Annotated in this window: 17 protein-coding genes; 13 read left to right on the top strand and 4 right to left on the bottom strand. The window is 59.0% G+C overall.

Going from position 1 to position 16,915, the window contains the following annotated elements; translation table 11 throughout:
• Positions 1-105 precede the first annotated feature (105 nt).
• Positions 106-939 (bottom strand): helix-turn-helix domain-containing protein, encoded by an 834-nt coding sequence (locus B9P63_RS11880; RefSeq protein WP_085309001.1) that lies wholly within the window; start codon positions 937-939, stop codon positions 106-108.
• Between the two features lie 89 nt (positions 940-1,028).
• Positions 1,029-1,913: a tRNA (adenosine(37)-N6)-dimethylallyltransferase MiaA gene (gene miaA, locus B9P63_RS11875; protein ID WP_085308999.1), complete on the bottom strand. Its 885-nt coding sequence runs from the start codon at positions 1,911-1,913 to the stop codon at positions 1,029-1,031.
• 126 nt (positions 1,914-2,039) lie between these two features.
• Between miaA and pyrH the strand changes: the two genes are divergently transcribed.
• From pyrH to lpxB, 13 genes are all read left to right on the top strand, one after another.
• Positions 2,040-2,783 carry a UMP kinase gene (gene pyrH, locus B9P63_RS11870; protein ID WP_085308996.1) on the top strand — a complete coding sequence of 248 codons (744 nt, stop codon included), beginning with the start codon at positions 2,040-2,042 and terminating at the stop codon, positions 2,781-2,783.
• 72 nt (positions 2,784-2,855) lie between these two features.
• Entirely contained in the window at positions 2,856-3,419 is a 564-nt protein-coding gene (gene frr, locus B9P63_RS11865) for a ribosome recycling factor (RefSeq protein WP_085308994.1), read from the top strand.
• 40 nt (positions 3,420-3,459) lie between these two features.
• Positions 3,460-4,194 carry a polyprenyl diphosphate synthase gene (uppS, locus tag B9P63_RS11860; protein ID WP_085309255.1) on the top strand — a complete coding sequence of 245 codons (735 nt, stop codon included), beginning with the start codon at positions 3,460-3,462 and terminating at the stop codon, positions 4,192-4,194.
• A complete protein-coding gene (locus B9P63_RS11855; protein ID WP_085308992.1) occupies positions 4,191-5,009 on the top strand; it encodes a phosphatidate cytidylyltransferase in 819 nt (272 codons plus the stop codon). The genes uppS and B9P63_RS11855 overlap by 4 nt, the downstream gene beginning before the upstream one ends.
• 9 nt (positions 5,010-5,018) lie before the next feature.
• Positions 5,019-6,185, top strand: coding sequence for a 1-deoxy-D-xylulose-5-phosphate reductoisomerase (gene dxr, locus B9P63_RS11850; RefSeq protein WP_085308990.1), 1,167 nt, complete (start codon positions 5,019-5,021; stop codon positions 6,183-6,185).
• Positions 6,186-6,228: 43 nt separating this feature from the next.
• Entirely contained in the window at positions 6,229-7,572 is a 1,344-nt protein-coding gene (gene rseP, locus B9P63_RS11845; RefSeq protein WP_085308988.1) for an RIP metalloprotease RseP, read from the top strand.
• Between the two features lie 128 nt (positions 7,573-7,700).
• Positions 7,701-7,850: a hypothetical protein gene (locus tag B9P63_RS19230; RefSeq protein ID WP_176219151.1), complete on the top strand. Its 150-nt coding sequence runs from the start codon at positions 7,701-7,703 to the stop codon at positions 7,848-7,850.
• A 115-nt stretch (positions 7,851-7,965) separates the two neighbouring features.
• Positions 7,966-10,314: an outer membrane protein assembly factor BamA gene (bamA, locus tag B9P63_RS11835; RefSeq protein ID WP_085308984.1), complete on the top strand. Its 2,349-nt coding sequence runs from the start codon at positions 7,966-7,968 to the stop codon at positions 10,312-10,314.
• A gap of 1 nt (position 10,315) precedes the next feature.
• Positions 10,316-10,936 carry an OmpH/Skp family outer membrane protein gene (locus B9P63_RS11830; RefSeq protein ID WP_245830647.1) on the top strand — a complete coding sequence of 207 codons (621 nt, stop codon included), beginning with the start codon at positions 10,316-10,318 and terminating at the stop codon, positions 10,934-10,936.
• A 94-nt stretch (positions 10,937-11,030) separates the two neighbouring features.
• Positions 11,031-11,489 (top strand): 3-hydroxyacyl-ACP dehydratase FabZ, encoded by a 459-nt coding sequence (gene fabZ / locus B9P63_RS11825; RefSeq protein WP_085308980.1) that lies wholly within the window; start codon positions 11,031-11,033, stop codon positions 11,487-11,489.
• Positions 11,486-12,286, top strand: a complete 801-nt coding sequence (lpxA, locus tag B9P63_RS11820) for an acyl-ACP--UDP-N-acetylglucosamine O-acyltransferase (RefSeq protein ID WP_085308978.1) — start codon at positions 11,486-11,488, stop codon at positions 12,284-12,286. The genes fabZ and lpxA overlap by 4 nt, the downstream gene beginning before the upstream one ends.
• A gap of 3 nt (positions 12,287-12,289) precedes the next feature.
• On the top strand, positions 12,290-13,090 hold the full coding sequence (locus B9P63_RS11815) for an LpxI family protein (RefSeq protein WP_085308976.1): 801 nt from the start codon (positions 12,290-12,292) through the stop codon (positions 13,088-13,090).
• 3 nt (positions 13,091-13,093) lie between these two features.
• A complete protein-coding gene (gene lpxB, locus B9P63_RS11810) occupies positions 13,094-14,248 on the top strand; it encodes a lipid-A-disaccharide synthase (RefSeq protein ID WP_085308974.1) in 1,155 nt (384 codons plus the stop codon).
• On the opposite strand, the gene B9P63_RS11805 is transcribed toward lpxB, so the two are convergent.
• Together B9P63_RS11805 and B9P63_RS11800 are read right to left on the bottom strand one after the other, a co-directional pair.
• Positions 14,245-15,138 carry a fructose bisphosphate aldolase gene (locus B9P63_RS11805; RefSeq protein WP_085308972.1) on the bottom strand — a complete coding sequence of 298 codons (894 nt, stop codon included), beginning with the start codon at positions 15,136-15,138 and terminating at the stop codon, positions 14,245-14,247. The genes lpxB and B9P63_RS11805 overlap by 4 nt on opposite strands.
• A gap of 106 nt (positions 15,139-15,244) precedes the next feature.
• Positions 15,245-16,840, bottom strand: coding sequence for a hypothetical protein (locus tag B9P63_RS11800; RefSeq protein WP_139816257.1), 1,596 nt, complete (start codon positions 16,838-16,840; stop codon positions 15,245-15,247).
• Between the last annotated feature and the right edge of the window lie 75 nt (positions 16,841-16,915).

The following is a 16,915-nucleotide window of genomic DNA, read 5'->3' as shown; positions in this document are numbered from 1 at the left end:
ACATCCCTCCTGATCAAAAGCGACATCGAGCTGGAATGCAACCTAGAAATACGGCTTCCCCTGCGGCAAGCAAAGTCAATCAAACGTCGAGGCTGCGTTTTGGCGTTAAGGATGTGCGGGGCTGCGGCGCGCATGGGCGGCTTTGCGCAATTGACTCGGGGTTAAACCGGTGTGGGCTTTTATGAAACGGGTGAAATAGGCCGGCGTTGAAAATCCAAGGTTTCGCGCGACATCAACAGCCTTTAGCGCATCATCCTCGATCATCCGGCAAGCACGCTGCAAGCTGTGCTGGGTCAAAAGATCGGCTGCGGTCATGCCGCATTCGGCTCTGCTCACGCGGGTCAAATGGGTCGGCGTCACCCCGAGCTTCGCGGCATACTCCGCCATGGACGCCCCGCATGATGTAAAGTTTTCGGATTGAACGATCAAAGCGCAGAATGCCCGCATCAGGCGGCGCGCGGCGCTGATCTTTTCATTCTGGCTTGGCGCCGCAAAGCGATGCGCCCAAACGGTCATCAATTGCGCATGCGCGCTTGCGGCGACCGCCGCCATGGGTAGATCGCTTGCCGCTTCGGTCTGGATCGCTTCGACATAATGGGTCAGGGTCAACTGCGCTTTGGGCTCGCGCACGCGCAGCAACAGTGGGTCGGGCGGCCAGTCAAGCCCGGGCCTTGGCGCCAGGAGGACGGTTTGTCCGAAGCACGAGGTTTCCCATGTGAACGAGAACAGGGTTCCCGCAGGAATAAACAGCGCATTGTGACTGCTCATCGCAAAGCCGCGCCCCTCTACAACGGCGCGCGCCGCGCCGCGTGTGACCCAGATCAACGTATGCTCGGGGCGCGCATGCGCAAGTCCAAGGCGCCAAGGTGCGCCGCCCGCGCGCTGCGCAATGGTTGTGACAGTTTTCTGATCTAGGCTTTGGGGCGTCAGTGTATTCATGCAGCTCAGCAAGGCAAAATGTCGCTCAAAGTCAATTATTCAGAAAGTTACAAAGCATTTTTCGGCTGCATTGTGTGCTTTTCGCAAACCTAGGGCAGGGATAGTTTGCGCCATCCCCCCATGCGCGAACGAAACCATGTGCGTTGGCGTTTGGCAAATTGGCGCGTTGCGATGCTGGCGGCCTCTTTCGCTTGCTCAAGCGTATATGTGCCGCGCAGATAGGCGGTCAATTCGGGCGCGCCAATGGCTTTGCAGGACGCTAGATCAGGGTCGAAGCGGTGTAGATTAGCCGCTGCCTCGTCCAATGCACCGCCCGCCACCATCAGATCGAAGCGCCGTGCGATGCGCGCGTTCAGCCAGTCGGTTTGCGCATCTATCACCAAGGGCGTGCAGGCCTGTAGCGGCAAAAGCGGCGGTGGCGTTGCTGCGTGCCAAGCGGCCAGGCCTTGCCCTGTGGCGCGTTGCACCTCGAACGCGCGCTGCACGCGCATGGGGTTTCGCAGATCAATCTTTGCCTGTGTCGCAGCATCTAGGGTTGCGATCATTTGCGCGGTGCCACCCGATATCTCGCGCAGTGCATTCGCCGCCTCGCGCACCTCGGGCGGGGTCGGGGGGATGTCGACAAGGCCCTCGCTCAGCGCCTTGAAATATAGCCCCGTACCGCCAACGATGATCGCGCGTGCACCGCCTTGCACCAAGGGCGTCACATCGCGCAGCCAAGCGCCCGCGGAATAGCCCGCCTCGAACGGCACGTGGCCATAAAGCGCGTGGGGTGCGCATGCTTCTTCGTCATTGCTCGGGCGCGCGGTCAAAATGCGCCAGCCCTCGAACACCTGTGAGGCGTCGGCGTTGATGATAACCCCGCCCTGCATTTGCGCAATTTCCAGCGCCAGCGCCGATTTGCCAGAGGCCGTCGGCCCCGCAATCAGCACGGGCAGGTCCGGGTCAATGCCGGAAATATCAAGCTGTGCCAAAGGTTTACCCCAAAATTTTCCTCCCGCTTGCGCATTATCTGCGATTTGCGGGGATCAGTGATTGAACAATGCCCCGAGTTTAGGCATTTTGCGCGCGATCCTACATATCCTTTTTCGGAGTACAATATGACCGATGCCCCCGCCGCTGCGCCTGCCGCCGCTCAGTCGTTCAAGCGCGTGATGCTCAAGATTTCTGGAGAGGCGTTGATGGGCGATCAGGGTTTCGGCCTGCATCCGCCCACGGTCGAGCGTATCGCGCGCGAAGTGCAAACGGTACACGAGATGGGCGTCGAGATCTGCATGGTCATCGGCGGAGGCAATATATTTCGCGGTCTGCAAGGCTCTGCGCAGGGGATGGAGCGGACAACGGCGGATTACATGGGCATGCTCGCTACGGTGATGAATGCGCTTGCGATGCAATCCGCACTGGAGGGGCTTGGCATTCACACGCGCGTTATTTCCGCGATCACCATGAACGAGGTGGCCGAGCCCTACATTCGCCGCCGCGCCGTGCGCCACCTGGAAAAGAAGCGCGTGTGCATCTTTGCCGCCGGAACCGGCAATCCCTATTTTACCACTGATACTGCCGCGACACTGCGGGCCAATGAAATGGCCTGCGAAGCGATCTTTAAAGGCACCAAAGTGGACGGCGTTTACGACAAGGATCCGGTGAAATTTCCCGATGCCAAGCGCTATGACACTGTCACTTTCGATGAAGTGTTGCAAAAACACCTTGGCGTAATGGATGCTTCTGCCATCGCGCTTGCACGTGACAACAACCTGCCGATCATCGTGTTTTCGCTGGATGAGCCGGGTGGCTTCAAGGGCATTCTCGCGGGTGAGGGCACCTACACACGCGTTCAAGATTAAGCCGCGACTATACAAGCGTGCGCGTCTCGCCTAGAAATATAAAAACCGCTCGAAGAGCAATTGAGGGCAAACATGTCAGACGATTTCCTACTTGATACCGATGATCTTCAGCGCCGCATGGATGGCGCGATGACAAATTTGAAAACCGAATTCGCATCCTTGCGCACGGGGCGTGCCTCTGGCTCGATGCTCGAACCTGTGATGGTCGATGCCTACGGCAGCATGACGCCGATCAATCAGGTGGGCACCGTCAACGTCCCCGAACCGCGCATGGTCACTATCAATGTTTGGGACAAGGGCCTTGTCGGCAAAGTCGAAAAGGCGATCCGCGAAAGTGGCCTTGGGATCAACCCGCAGCTTAACGGCACGATCATCATGTTGCCCATTCCAGAGCTCAACGAGGAGCGTCGCCGCGAATTGACCAAGGTCGCCGCGAAATACGCCGAAAGCGCGCGGGTTTCCGTGCGCAACCTGCGCCGCGATGGGATGGATCAGATCAAAAAGGCGAAAGCCGATGGTCTTTCCGAGGATGACCAGAAATTCTGGGAAACCGAAGTGCAGGAATTGACCGACAAGGCGATCAAGGCCGTCGATGCAGCGCTTGAAACCAAGCAAGAAGAAATCATGCAGGTGTGATGACGTGAGCCTTGCCGCCGACACAGATATCGACACGCACATCAGGCGAGAGCCGGATGAGGCCGGGCAGGCCGCTGGTCCGGGGCATGTTGCGATTATCATGGACGGCAATGGCCGCTGGGCACAGATGCGTGGTCGCCCGCGCTTGTTCGGGCATCACGCCGGGGCGCGCCGCGTGCGTGAAATCGTCGAGGCTTGCCCTGAAAATGGTGTGAAATACCTGACCATTTTTGCATTTTCCACCGAAAACTGGAAGCGCACGCAGGTCGAAGTCTCGGGCCTGATGAAACTATTCCAGCGCTATATCACCAAGGAGGCGCGTGCGCTGTCCGACGTGGGGGTGCGTGTGCGCTTTATTGGTGATCGCGTTCGTTTGAATGACAAGCTGGTCGAGTTGATGGACAATCTGGAAATTCTGACGGCGCATAACGATTTGGTGCATCTGACCATTGCCCTGAATTACGGTGGCAGGGACGAGGTTGCTCGTGCCACCAAACGGCTGGCGCAAGACGTTGCTCTGGGAACGTTAGATCCGGAAACCATTGATGAAGAAACGCTGCCAAGATACTTGGATACTTACGTTTTACCCGATCCGGACCTTGTTATCCGCACCAGCGGTGAAGCGCGCATATCCAACTTTCTGCTCTGGCAATCTGCCTATGCGGAATATGAGTTTATCGACACGCTCTGGCCTGATTTCACCGCCGAGGAATTCGGAAGGCTGGCGCGCAAGTACGGCGCGCGCGATCGCCGCTTCGGCGCCGTTAAGGCATGAGCGCAGCAGCCTCCAAATGGGGTGACCTTGGTCCGCGCGTCCTGAGTGCGATCATCATGCTTGCGATTGGTGTTGCGGCGGTCTGGGCGGGCGGGCTTTGGATTCATTTGCTCGTGTCAACTGCCTGCGGCATGATGGTTTGGGAACTAACGCGAATGCTTGCGGGGACGGACGGGCAAAAATCGCTCTGGCTGCCGCTGGTGAGCGGTGCGGCGCTTTTCGTTGCCAGCTACACGCCGATTGATACGATTATTCTGCCGCTTCTGCTTGCCCCGTCTCTGGTGGGGTTTTCGCAGCTTAAATCGGCCAATCGCCCCTTTGCGGGACGGCGCATTTTCATGTTCTACACAGCCGTGATCCTGATCGCCGGTTTCAGCCTGATCGCGCTGCGCGATGATTTCGGCATCATCTGGATGCTTTGGCTGCTGCTGGTTGTGATCGTCACCGATGTTGCGGGATATTTCGCGGGTAAAATGCTTGGCGGCCCGAAATTCTGGCCCCGCGTCAGCCCCAAGAAAACATGGTCCGGCACGGCGGCGGGCTGGGTTGGTGCGGCGGTCGTTGGCATGATCTTTGCCCAGACCGTCGGCGGAGGGGGCATGGTGGTGCTTATTTCTGTCGCTGTTGCGCTCGCCTCGCAGCTTGGCGATATCGCGGAAAGCGCGATCAAGCGGCATGTGGGCGTCAAGGACAGCTCGAACCTGATCCCTGGCCATGGCGGTTTGCTGGATCGTTTCGACGGGATGCTCGGCGCGGCTTTGCTGTTGATCATCGTCGAATTTTTCGTCGCCTTTCCGCCCAATACACTCGGGTAGTGGCATCAGATGAGGCGGGTTTCAATTTTCGGGTCGACGGGGTCCATTGGCCAAAACACCATTGATCTGATCAAGCGCGCGCCAAATGAGTATCAAGTCGTCGCTCTGAGTGGAGCGCAAAATATCGCGCGGCTTGCCCGAGATGCAAAAGATTTGCGCGCAGAGGTGGCGATCACGGCCGATCCTACGCGTTTGGGTGATTTGCGCGCGGCCCTTGCAGGCAGCGGGATCGAAGCCTGCGCAGGCGCGCAAGCACTTGACGATGCGGCAAGCCGGCCAACCGATTGGGTGATGTCGGCCATCGTCGGCGCAGCAGGTCTCGCGCCCGGGCTAAAGGCGCTTGAGCAGGGCGCGTCCCTCGCGCTTGCCAACAAGGAATCCATGGTCTGCGCAGGGGCTCTGGTCAAAGCGACAGCGCAAAAGCACAGCGCGCGCATTCTGCCTGTGGACAGTGAACATTCTGCCGTTTTCCAAGCCTTGATCGGTGAGGATATTAAGGCTGTCGAGCGGATCATCATCACCGCTTCTGGGGGCGCATTTCGCGACTGGCCGATGGAGAAGCTGGCCAGTGCCACACCTGCGCAAGCGGCGACCCATCCCAATTGGGACATGGGACAGCGCATCACAATCGACAGCGCGTCGATGTTCAACAAAGCGCTTGAAGTCATTGAAACGCGTGAGTTTTTTGAAGTTGATCCTGCAATCATCGAAGTGCTCGTACATCCGCAATCAATGATCCACGCGCTTGTCGGCTTTAATGACGGTGCGCTGATGGCGCATGTGGGGCCGCCCGATATGCGCCATGCCATCGGCTTTGCGCTGCACTGGCCCGAGCGGCGAAAACTGCCTGTCGAGCGGCTTGATCTTGCCGCGCTTTCGCATCTCACATTTCGCGACCCCGACGAGACCCGCTGGCCAGCGCTGCGCCTCGCGCGCGCCGTCATGGCGGAGGGCGGTCACACGGGCGCGGTTTTCAACGCGGCCAAGGAACGTGCGCTCGATCATTTCATTGCCGGGCGCATCGGATTTATGCAAATGGCCGAGGTCGTGGAAGAAGCGCTGACCCAGCTTTCTGCAAAGTGCAGCCTTACAAATGCCGAAATGACCCTTGATAGCGTGCTTGCGATAGACCATTTGGCACGTAACACCGCCGATGCGATCATCGCGAAATTATAAGTCGCCCAAGTGCGGCACTTGAGCACAAAAAGGACGCCGCGACATGGATATTCTGGGGCTTTTGCCGCAATTTGGAAGCATCATCTGGACGATTCTCGCTTTCGTTCTGGCCCTGTCGATCATTGTCGCGATCCATGAATACGGTCATTACATCGTCGGGCGCTGGTCGGGCATCCATGCGGAAGTGTTCTCGCTCGGCTTTGGTCCGGTCCTCTACAGCCGCGTCGATAAGCATGGCACGGTCTGGCAATTTGCGTTGTTGCCTTTCGGCGGCTACGTCAAGTTTCTGGGCGATGCCAATGCTGCGAGCGCACCTGATGGCGAAGTGGTGCGCGAAATGACGCCTCAGGAGCAGCGCCGCACGATGCCGGGGGCACCGCTTTGGGCGCGCGCGGCGACAGTGGCCGCAGGTCCGGTTTTCAACTTCATCCTGTCGATCATCATTTTCGCTGCCGTCGTTTTCGCGCGCGGCGAGGTGGCCGACCCCTTGGCGGTGGGCGCGCTGCGCGAGATGCCTGCGGTGCAGGAATTGCAGGTCGGCGATGAGTTGCTGGCGATCAGCGGCGTGCCTGTGCCCAGCTTTGACGACGGGGTGGGCTTCGATGCGCTCGAAGCGCAGATCGAGAAATCTGCCGATGTGGTTTATACCGTTGCGCGCGCCGGTCTTGAGCGCGATGTGATGGGCCCATACCCATACCCTGCGCTTATCACGCAGGTTGCGCCGCAATCTGCCGCGCTTGCCGCAGGGTTGCGCGTTGGCGATGTGATCACCGCGATCGACGGTGCCCCTGTGTTTGCCTTCGCGCAGCTGAAAGTGGCGGTGGAAAGCGGCAATGGCGCGCCTTTGCTGCTTGATCTGTGGAATGTGGGGGAGGAGCGTCAAGTAACCCTTTCGCCCAAGCGCGTGGACGAGCCGCAAGCGGACAACAGCTTTATCACCCAGTGGCGCATCGGCGTGGCGGGCGGCCTGTTCTTCGAGCCTGCAACGCAGCCCACCAGCATCGGTTCAGCCCTTGGAAACGGCGTGGCGCAGACCAAGCGCATCATCGAGGGTTCGCTCTCGGGGATGTATCACATGGTCACGGGCGCGATCAGCTCGTGCAACCTGTCCGGCCCGATCGGCATTGCCCAGACCTCCGGCGCGATGGCGAGCCAGGGCGCGATGAGCTTTATCTGGTTCATCGCCGTTCTGTCCACCGCGGTCGGCCTGCTCAACCTGTTCCCGATCCCCATTCTGGATGGTGGCCATCTGGTGTTTTACGCGTATGAAGCTGTGGTTGGTAAGCCTCCCAGCGACAAGGTTCTGCGTATCTTCATGAGCGTCGGTCTGGTGATGATCCTCTCGCTTATGGTGTTCGCGCTTGGCAACGATATCTTCTGCCCGTAGGAGCGACAAGCGCGCGGAACCTCTTGGTTATTCGCGCGTTTGCCCATTTTTCGCCGCATTCGATTGCTATGGTTTTTCCAGTCAGTAGAAACCCAAGTGCAAAGCGCACGAAAAAACGAGCCAAAACAATGCAATTGATCCAAGCCAGCAGCCGTAGCCTCGGGTATTTGATCGAGCTGAACTGGGACCGTATCGTCTACTTCGCGATGCTGGGCCTGTGCCTTGCACTTTCGGCCTATGTGGCGTCCGTCGGCTTTGCCAACCCCTTCATCTTGTAGAACGAACTAGGGTTTTCAAGCGCGCAGTTTCGCAAGAAACGGCCTATCGGCTTTTGACAACATGGCTCAATCGGGCTAGTCACATGCCAACTGGGATGTCTGTTGGATTGCTGCGATGATCAATATTAAAACGAGCGGCGCAGGACGCCGCATGGCGCGTGTGGCTCATATGCGTGCTTTGAAATCCGGCGCAGCGTCTTTTGCTCTCGCCTTATCAGTGTCTTACGTTGCGCTTCCAAGCGTCGCCGAAGCCCAGCAATACCGGTTTTCCTCTGTGAGTATCGAGGGAAACCAGAGGATCGAACCTTCGACCATTTTGTCCTACGCGGGAATCGCGCGCGGTGAGACGGTATCAGCTGCGCAGTTAAATGATGCTTATCAGCGTGTTTTGGGCAGCGGATTGTTCGAAACTGTCGTGATCGAACCGCGCGGCAACCGCCTTGTGATCGAAGTTACGGAATTCCCGACGATCAATCGCATCAATTTTGAAGGCAACAGGCGCATCAAGGACGATGCGTTGAACGCGGTCATCCAAAGTCAGGCCCGCCGCGTGTTCAACCCATCGACGGCCGAACGAGATGCCACGCAGATCGCAGAAAGCTACGCAGTGCAGGGCCGCGTCGGTGCAACGGTCAACCCGCGCATCATTCGCCGCTCGGACAACCGCGTTGATCTGGTGTTCGAAATTTTCGAAGGTGGTGTGACCGAGATCGAGCGCGTTGGCTTCGTGGGAAATCAGGTCTATTCCGATGCGCGTCTGCGCCGTGTGCTTGAAACAAAACAGGCCGGGCTTTTGCGTGCCTTCGTCAAGAAGGACACATTTGTTCCCGATCGGATCGAGTTCGACAAACAGGTGCTGCGCGACTTTTATCTTAGCCGGGGCTACGTCGATTTTCGCACCACTGGCGTAAACGCAGAACTGGCACGGGAACGCGACGGGTATTTTGTCACCTTCAATATCGAAGAAGGACAGCAATTCCGCTTTGGCCAGATCACGACGATCTCGGAAATCCCCGAGGCCGACGAAGTCGAGTTTCAGGACTCTCTCAAAATTCGTCCGGGCGTCGTTTATACGCCGTCTCTGGTGGAAAACTCGATCGCCCGTATGGAGCGACTCGCGATCAAGAAGGGTCTTAACTTCGTTCGGGTCGAGCCACGCATTTCGCGCAATGATCGTGATCTATCGCTGGATGTTGAATTTGTGCTGGTGCGCGGGCCGCGCGTCTTTGTCGAGCGGATCGATATCGAGGGCAATGTGACCACGCTGGACCGTGTCGTGCGCCGCCAGTTCAGAATTGTCGAAGGTGATCCGTTCAATCCACGCGAAATCCGTGAAAGCGCAGAACGCATTCGCTTCCTTGGCTTTTTCAGTGACGCTGACGTGCAGGCGCGCGAAGGCTCTGCGCCAGATCAGGTTATTGTCGATGTGGATGTGAGTGAGACGACCACCGGCTCGCTGACCTTTGGCGGAACCTTTTCGACTTCAACGGGGCCCGGCGCCGTGGTCAAGTATAATGAGAGCAATTTCCTTGGACGCGGCCAGAAGCTTGGCCTTGCGATCACCACGGGCACCGATAATCGGCAGTATTCCCTGAACTTTGCAGAGCCCGCCTTCCTTGGCCGTGATCTGCGCTTCGGACTGGATCTGTCCTATATCGAGACGGACAATCAAAACGCGGTCTACGACACGAATTTGGCGCGTTTTCGTCCATCCTTCGAATTTCCCGTGTCCGAGAACGGCCGCGTCCAGCTGCGCTACACGCTGGATATGTCCGAAATGACCGATCTGGCTTCAACCGCGGGTGCATTGATTACCTCTGAAGCTGCGCGCGGCACGGAGTGGTCAAGCGCATTGGGCTATACCTATAGCTATGACACGCGCCGTTCCGGTTTGAACCCGAATGCAGGTGTCTTGCTGGAGTTCGGGCAGGATTTCGGCGGGCTGACCGGCAATAATCAATATATCAAGACGACGGCCAAGGCGATTGCCCAGACCAAGGTCTTGAACGAGGAACTGACGCTGCGTGCCACGCTTGAGGGTGGACTGCTGAACTATATCAGCGGATCGGGCCGTGCGACGGATCGCTTCTTTATGGGGTCCTCTGTCATGCGCGGGTTTGATCCGGGCGGCATCGGTCCGCGTGAAGTCAATGGCGCGACCAACGACTCCCTTGGCGGCAATAGCTTTGTGGTTGCCCGCTTCGAGGCAGAATTCCCGCTTGGCCTGCCAGAAGAATACGGCATTTCCGGTGGTCTTTTCTATGATGTCGGCTCGCTTTGGTCGCTTGATCAGACCAATGCCGATGTGATCAACGAAGGGTTCAAAGCCCGTCAGGTGATCGGGGCAAGCCTGTTCTGGAAAACCCCTGTTGGGCCGCTGCGCTTTAACTTCTCGCGTGCGCTTTCCAAAGAAACCGGCGATCAGGAGCAAACCTTTGACCTGTCGATTTCGACGGAGTTTTAATTTGCGCGCGCGGCACCTGTGCCGCGCGGCGACATTTGCGCTGCTTTTCGCATTTGGCAGCGCTTTGCCTATCTCTGCGCAGTCCATCGGGCAGGGGGGCGGTTTCACTTTGCCCGATATTCCGGTTCTGACGATCGAGCCTGATCGGCTTTTTGCCGGAACGCTCTTTGGGCAACGTTTGGCCAAGGACCTCGAAGTGCTCGGTTTGCAACTGGTCTCGGAAAACCGGCGTATCGAAGGCGAGTTGGCAGATGAAGAAAGCGAACTCACCGGTCTGCGTCAAACTATGGAACCTGCGGAATTTCGCAAACTTGCTGATGATTTCGATGCAAAAGTGACCTCTGCGCGCGTTGCGCAGGACGAAAAAGCGCGCGCATTGGCGGCGCGATCGGATCAGGCACAGCGTAGTTTCTTGCAGGCGATTGCCCCGATATTGGAAGGAATGATGACGGAAAACGGCGCCAGCGTGATTTTGGATCGACGCGCGGTTTTCCTGAGTGCGGATGCCTCCGACATCACCGCGTCTGCCATTGCACGGATCGATGAACAACTGGCCGATGGCACCGCGCTTAGTGAATTGCTTCAACAAGGTGACGAGGACGGCGCGACGTCCGAGCCATAAGCGGTGCTTGGTCGATGCGCAGAGTCCCTTGCCCCGCTGGGGCGTGCTTGCTAGGACAATTGCAACATGACCGTCATAGCCTAAAGGGATACCCATGAGCGAACTTTTGAGTGCTGATATCCAGCTGATCCAACGTATCCTGCCACATCGCTATCCGTTTCTGCTGGTCGACAAGGTTGAACAGATTGACGGCACGGCTACAGCCGTGGGCATCAAGAACGTCACCATGAACGAGCCGCATTTTCAGGGTCACTTCCCCGGTCTGCCAATCATGCCCGGCGTGACGATCGTCGAGGCGATGGCGCAAACGGCGGCCGTTATGGTCGGCACTGCGCTTGATATGGCCGACAAGGAGATGAAGGTCTATTTCATGGCGATTGATAAATGCAAATTCCGCCGCAAGGTAGTGCCGGGCGATGTGCTCAAGATGAACCTGACCACGGTGCGCGGCAAACCGGGCGGCAAGGTGTGGAAATTCAGCGGCGTGGCCACGGTCGAGGGCGAGATGGCGGCAGAAGCCGAGTTCACGGCGATGATGGACCTGCCTGCATGAGCCTGCATCCCAGCGCAGATATCCACCCCAGTGCGGTGATCGAAGCGGGCGCGCAGATCGGCGCGGGCTGTGTGATCGGCCCGTTCTGCTATGTGGGTAGCGAGGTGCAAATGGGTGCGCGCTGCGTTCTGATGAGCCATGCAATCGTCAAGGGTCGCACCGTGATGGGCGAAGAGAACACGGTGTTTTCCTTTGCCGTCGTGGGTGAAATCCCGCAGGACAAGAAATTCGGCGGTGAAATCACCCGCCTTGAAATTGGGGCACGCAATCGCATCCGCGAGCATGTAACGATCAACACCGGCACGGGCGGCGGCGGCGGTTTGACCAAGATCGGCAATGATTGCCTGCTGATGGCGGGCTGCCATGTGGCGCATGACGTGATCATCGCCAACAATGTGATCGTGGTGAACAGTGCGGCGGTCGCAGGGCACTGCATCATTGAGGACGATGTGATCATCGGCGGGCTTGCCGGCATCCATCAGTTCGTGCGCATCGGCCAGGGCGCGATCATCGGCGCGGTCACAATGGTGACCAACGATGTGATCCCCTATGGCCTTGTGCAGGCCCCGCGCGGGCAGCTTGATGGACTTAATCTGGTTGGTCTCAAGCGGCGCGGTGTCGAGCGCAACGATATCATGGCATTGCGCGCCGCGTTTCAGATGATGGCACAGGGCGAGGGCACTTTTGCCGATCGTGTCAAGCGCATGGGCGAGGATACGGACAGCGCTTATGTGCACCGTATCGTTGATTTCGTTACCGCCTCCAGTGATCGTTCTTTTCTGACGCCGGGCGGTTAAGCGATGGGGCGGTTGGCCATTCTGGCAGGGGGCGGCAATCTTCCGCGCCGCTTGGCCGCGCTTTGCCCCGATGCGGTTCAGATCACCTTTAAAGGCGTTACGCACGGGCTGGGCGGATCTGCGCAGGAACAATCCTACGAAAAAATGGGCGCGCTGTTTGCTGCGCTTAAATCCCAAGGTGTTAGTGAGGTGGTGATGGCCGGTGCCATGTCGCGCCCCGATCTTGACCCCGCTGCGTTTGATGACACGATGAAAGCCCTTGCGCCGCGCCTGATGGCCGCGATGTCGCAGGGGGACGATGCACTATTGCGTCTTGTGATCGCGATTTTCGAAGAACAGGGTTTCGCCGTGCGCGGCGCACATGAGATTGATCCCAGCCTTACTGCGGCGGCAGGATGCTTGAGCGGCAATGCGCTTGATGCACGCGCGCGCGCTGATGCAGACCGCGCAATTGATATTCTGACGGCCCTCGGCCCGCTCGATGTGGGGCAGGGCGCGGTTGTGGAAAATGGCCTCTGCCTTGGCATCGAAACGCTGCAAGGCACGGATGCGCTGCTTGGCTTTGTGGCAAACACCCCGAAACATCTGCGCAAGGGTGGCGGCGTTTTCGTAAAAGCTCCCAAACGGGGGCAGGATCTGCGCGTAGACATGCCCACCATCGGACCCGGCACGGTAAAGGCGGCGGCCTTGTCTGGTCTCTCCGCGATCGTGCTAGCCGCGCGCAGTGTTATCCTGCTTGAGCGTGAAGAGACGCTAAAGTGCGCTGAAGCCCATGGTATCACCTTGATTGCGCAGGAGATTTAGACGATGCGCGTCTTCATTATCGCAGGCGAGCCTTCGGGCGACAAACTGGGCGCGGCCCTGATGGAGGGCTTGCAAACGCTGCTGCCCGATGTGCGTTTTGATGGCATCGGCGGCGCGCGTATGATCGAGGCAGGGTTAAAAAGCCGCTTTCCTATGGAAGAGATTTCGATCATGGGCATCTCTGAAATCCTCTCGCAATACCGCCATTTGAAACGGCGCATATCACAGACCGCAGAGACGATTATCGGCGCAAACCCCGATGTGTTGATCACCATCGATTTGCCCGAATTTTCCCTGCGCGTCGCCAAGCTGGTCAAGGCGCAAAGCCATGTGCGCTGTGTGCATTATGTTGCGCCGACGGTCTGGGCGTGGCGGTCGGGGCGCGCTGTAAAAATGGCGCGTCACATCGATCAGGTGCTTGCGCTTTTGCCTTTCGAGCCGCCCTATATGGAAGCCGCCGGCATGCGCTGCGATTTCGTCGGCCACCCCGTCGTGACGGACCCGCAAGCCAGCGCAAAGGACGCGCAGGCGTTTCGCTTAGAGCACGGGATAGGCGGTGCGCCACTGGCGCTGGTGCTGCCCGGATCGCGCCGCGGCGAAGTCAGCCGGCTCGCACCCGTCTTTGGCGAGGCCTTGGCCCCGGCATTGCAAGCCCGCCCCGATTTACGGGTGGTGATCCCCGCAGCTGCGCCCGTGGAGCATTTGGTGCGCGAGGCAGTCAAAAGTTGGTCCCTAGAGCCGCTGGTCATCCGCTCCGAGGATAAGGCGCAAAAACGCGCGGCGTTCAAGGCGGCGGATGTGGCGCTGGCGGCGTCGGGCACCGTGTCGCTCGAACTCGCTGCCGCAGGCACGCCCATGGTGATCGCCTACGATATGAACTGGCTCTCTCGTCAGGTGATCGGGCGCATGCTCAAAGTGGATACAGTCACGCTGGTCAATCTTGTCTCCGAAACCCGCGCGGTGCCTGAATTTATTGGCGCAGATTGCGTGCCAGACCGGATCGCGGACGCGCTGCTGGCTTTGATCAACAACCCGAGTGGACAGGCAGAGGCGATGGCGCTCACGATGCAGCGGCTTGGGCAGGGTGGCGATGCGCCGGGCCTGCGCGCCGCACGCGCGGTACTGGACGGTTTAAGCGCCGCTCATCCCAGGCATTAACCTGCGATAGAGGCCGCGTGGATTTCTGCGATGGTCGCATCAAGCGTGGCATCGAACTCTGCACCTGATTGCTGGGCCGAAAGCCCTTCGGTCAAGGCGCGCGAAAAGCTGGCGATCATGCCGGTGTTCTTGGACAGACGCGCGTTCGCCTCTTCGCGCGAATAACCACCCGAGAGCGCGACGACTTTCATCACGCGCGGATCATCGACCAGCGATTTATACTGGTTCGCAGTTTCGGGCAGGGTCAGTTTCAGCATTACTTGCTGGCCTGCAGGGACTGTGTCGAGCGCAGCGGTGAGTTCTTCCAAGAGCATCTGTTCTGCTTCGGCCTTGTCGGTGATCGAAATCGTCACCTCTGGCTCGATGATCGGCACGAGGCCCGCCGCAAGCACCTGATTGCCAAGCTGGAATTGCTGCTGCACCAACGCGCGGATACCGCGTGCATTCGCCGCCTGTACGACCGAGCGCTCCTTGGTGCCAAAGATGCCGTTTTGCACCGCGCGGGCGAGCAGGGCCTCAAGACCGGGAATGGGCTTCAAAAGCTGCACGCCATGCTCGATCTCCTCAAGGCCCTTGTCGATCTTGAGGAAGGGCACGACGCCATTGTCCTCCCAAAGTGCCTTTGCCGAGGGTTTGCCGTCGATTTCGCGGTCCATGGTCATCTCGAACAGGATCGCGCCGACGACCCGCTCGCCGGTAAAGGCGGGCGAGGAGACGATGCGCGCGCGCATGGCGTGGATCATGTCGAACATTTCAGCGTCAGAGCTATAGGCGCTTTGCTCGATGCCATAGAGCTTCAACGCCTTGGGCGTAGAGCCTCCCGATTGATCCAATGCTGCGATAAAGCCTTGGCCTGCACGGATTTTGTCGGCCATTTGCGGATTTGTCATTGGATCACCCTTTACTGCGAATTCATGTTGCTCAGGGTTTAGGCCAGCGCCCGCCTGCGCGCAATCATGGTCGCGCTAACAGGCGGGCAGCTTTAATGTCGCGGCGCTACTCTTGCAACGCGCCGGGCAAATCGCGCCCCACCCAATCGCGCAAAACGCCGTTCTCGAGGCTGGTCTGCACCTCGCTCCATGCAGTGCTGGCGCCGCGAAGACGCATGATCGTGTCAATCTCGTCGCGGATCGTCGCAGAGGCGACATCGCCCGCCGCCGCCCCGACAGAGGCCCAGTAATAGGCTGCACGATACGAGCGGATGCGCGTGGTGCCAAGAAGATGCCCGCGCGCCGCGCGCCGGATATCGCCAATGGAGGCAAAGTCAGAGGCCACAGGCCCGCCGCCGCCTAGCATATCGTCTTGTACTTCAAGCATCTGCGCGAGGGTGAGGCCGTCCTCCAGACCGTTAAGCAGGCTCAGGCTTTGCGGTTGCCCCTTGGAGGCGGCGTGCAGAGCGAGGCGGTAGGCGACGGGCGGGTTCATCTCTTGCATCGCCTCTGCCATGAGCGAGGTGGCAACCGGATTGCCCTCTTTTGCCAAAGGATCAAGCAGGCGCAGGCCCAGCGTGGTGTTGCGCGGCGCGCCGATGCCGCTGAGGAGCGCGCGGCCCACTTCAAGATTGCGGCTTGTAGGCAGCAGACCGTCAATCGCCTGCTTCAGATCGGTCGAGGTGATACCGGCTGTGATGGCCGCTGGCGTAGTGCCAATGCGCGGGGCGAGTTTAGAGAACATCGCTTTGGGATCCTCCAGATCGCCCTCGCCAAGGCGGACAGGGGTTTGCGCCGCGCCGGTTTCTAGTACGATTTGTGTAGGATTCACCACAAAGGCCTGCGCCACTTGCACGGCTTGCGTGATGAAGGCCTGTTGCTCTGTGCTAAGCTCGCGCGCCTCAATCCCGTTCATTTCGCCAAACATATCGCGCAATGCACCGGGGATGATCTGCTCCAGTGCCGCCGGGTCGAGCATACCGGGAGGGGCCATGCGCGCGCCTGCCGCATAAAGCCCGCGATCTTCAAGCGTCAGTTGCACATGGTTCACATGCGCCGCTGGCATAACTTCTTCAGTCTCGAAATCCATGCGGTAACTGATGTAATCGAGATCTGCCGAGCCGCTGAGCGAGGCTAGATTATCAAGGTCCGCGCCAAAATGGATCATCGCGCCGCCGGAGGCGAAATCGTAGTTCACATTTACCGTTGCGCGATCAAGGCGGATGTTTTCAACGCCGAGCATACCGACCACAGGGCGTGCCTCATTAGGAAGGCAGTCGAAATCAACGCTTGCGCCTTCAAGGGACAAGGCCAGCGCATAGCCTTGCTGGCGATCAATCGGCTGTCCGCTCAAAACGATGGCATCGGCAGTGATCGCGCAGGCATCGCCGTCAACGTAGGGCAGGTAGGGGCGGATATCGACGCCCACCAGCGCAATGCGGTTGCGCACCGGGTCCACGTCGATCTGCGCATAGCGCACATCGGCCAGCACGCGCAGCGTGGGCATGAAACTCTGCACGATCATACCCAGTAAGTTCTCGACCGAAAAGGCATCCCATAGGGTGACGGGGATTTCTGGCGCTGGCGTATCTTGTGCATGTAGCGGCAGGGCGAGGGCGCAGGTAAGAGCGGTAGAGTGAAGGCATTTGCGTAAAACGGACATCTGAAAAAATCCCGAGGCTGATAAAATCACGCTCAGGGTACAGCGATTCGCTTGTCGCGCAAGGCAGGGATACCC

Source organism: Planktotalea arctica (assembly GCF_002105285.1).
Taxonomy (GTDB): domain Bacteria; phylum Pseudomonadota; class Alphaproteobacteria; order Rhodobacterales; family Rhodobacteraceae; genus Planktotalea; species Planktotalea arctica.
Note: the sequence above shows the minus strand (reverse complement) of the source record. Positions and strands in the feature narration are given on the sequence as shown.

Excerpts from the sequence above, each read along its gene's own strand:
- B9P63_RS11880 (WP_085309001.1), bottom strand. The coding sequence starts at position 939 with ATGAATACACTGACGCCCCAAAGCCTAGATCAGAAAACTGTCACAACC.
- pyrH (WP_085308996.1), top strand. The coding sequence starts at position 2,040 with ATGACCGATGCCCCCGCCGCTGCGCCTGCCGCCGCTCAGTCGTTCAAG.
- frr (WP_085308994.1), top strand. The coding sequence starts at position 2,856 with ATGTCAGACGATTTCCTACTTGATACCGATGATCTTCAGCGCCGCATG.
- B9P63_RS11855 (WP_085308992.1), top strand. The coding sequence starts at position 4,191 with ATGAGCGCAGCAGCCTCCAAATGGGGTGACCTTGGTCCGCGCGTCCTG.
- dxr (WP_085308990.1), top strand. The coding sequence starts at position 5,019 with ATGAGGCGGGTTTCAATTTTCGGGTCGACGGGGTCCATTGGCCAAAAC.
- rseP (WP_085308988.1), top strand. The coding sequence starts at position 6,229 with ATGGATATTCTGGGGCTTTTGCCGCAATTTGGAAGCATCATCTGGACG.
- B9P63_RS19230 (WP_176219151.1), top strand. The coding sequence starts at position 7,701 with ATGCAATTGATCCAAGCCAGCAGCCGTAGCCTCGGGTATTTGATCGAG.
- bamA (WP_085308984.1), top strand. The coding sequence starts at position 7,966 with ATGATCAATATTAAAACGAGCGGCGCAGGACGCCGCATGGCGCGTGTG.
- fabZ (WP_085308980.1), top strand. The coding sequence starts at position 11,031 with ATGAGCGAACTTTTGAGTGCTGATATCCAGCTGATCCAACGTATCCTG.
- lpxA (WP_085308978.1), top strand. The coding sequence starts at position 11,486 with ATGAGCCTGCATCCCAGCGCAGATATCCACCCCAGTGCGGTGATCGAA.
- B9P63_RS11815 (WP_085308976.1), top strand. The coding sequence starts at position 12,290 with ATGGGGCGGTTGGCCATTCTGGCAGGGGGCGGCAATCTTCCGCGCCGC.
- lpxB (WP_085308974.1), top strand. The coding sequence starts at position 13,094 with ATGCGCGTCTTCATTATCGCAGGCGAGCCTTCGGGCGACAAACTGGGC.
- B9P63_RS11805 (WP_085308972.1), bottom strand. The coding sequence starts at position 15,138 with ATGACAAATCCGCAAATGGCCGACAAAATCCGTGCAGGCCAAGGCTTT.
- B9P63_RS11800 (WP_139816257.1), bottom strand. The coding sequence starts at position 16,840 with ATGTCCGTTTTACGCAAATGCCTTCACTCTACCGCTCTTACCTGCGCC.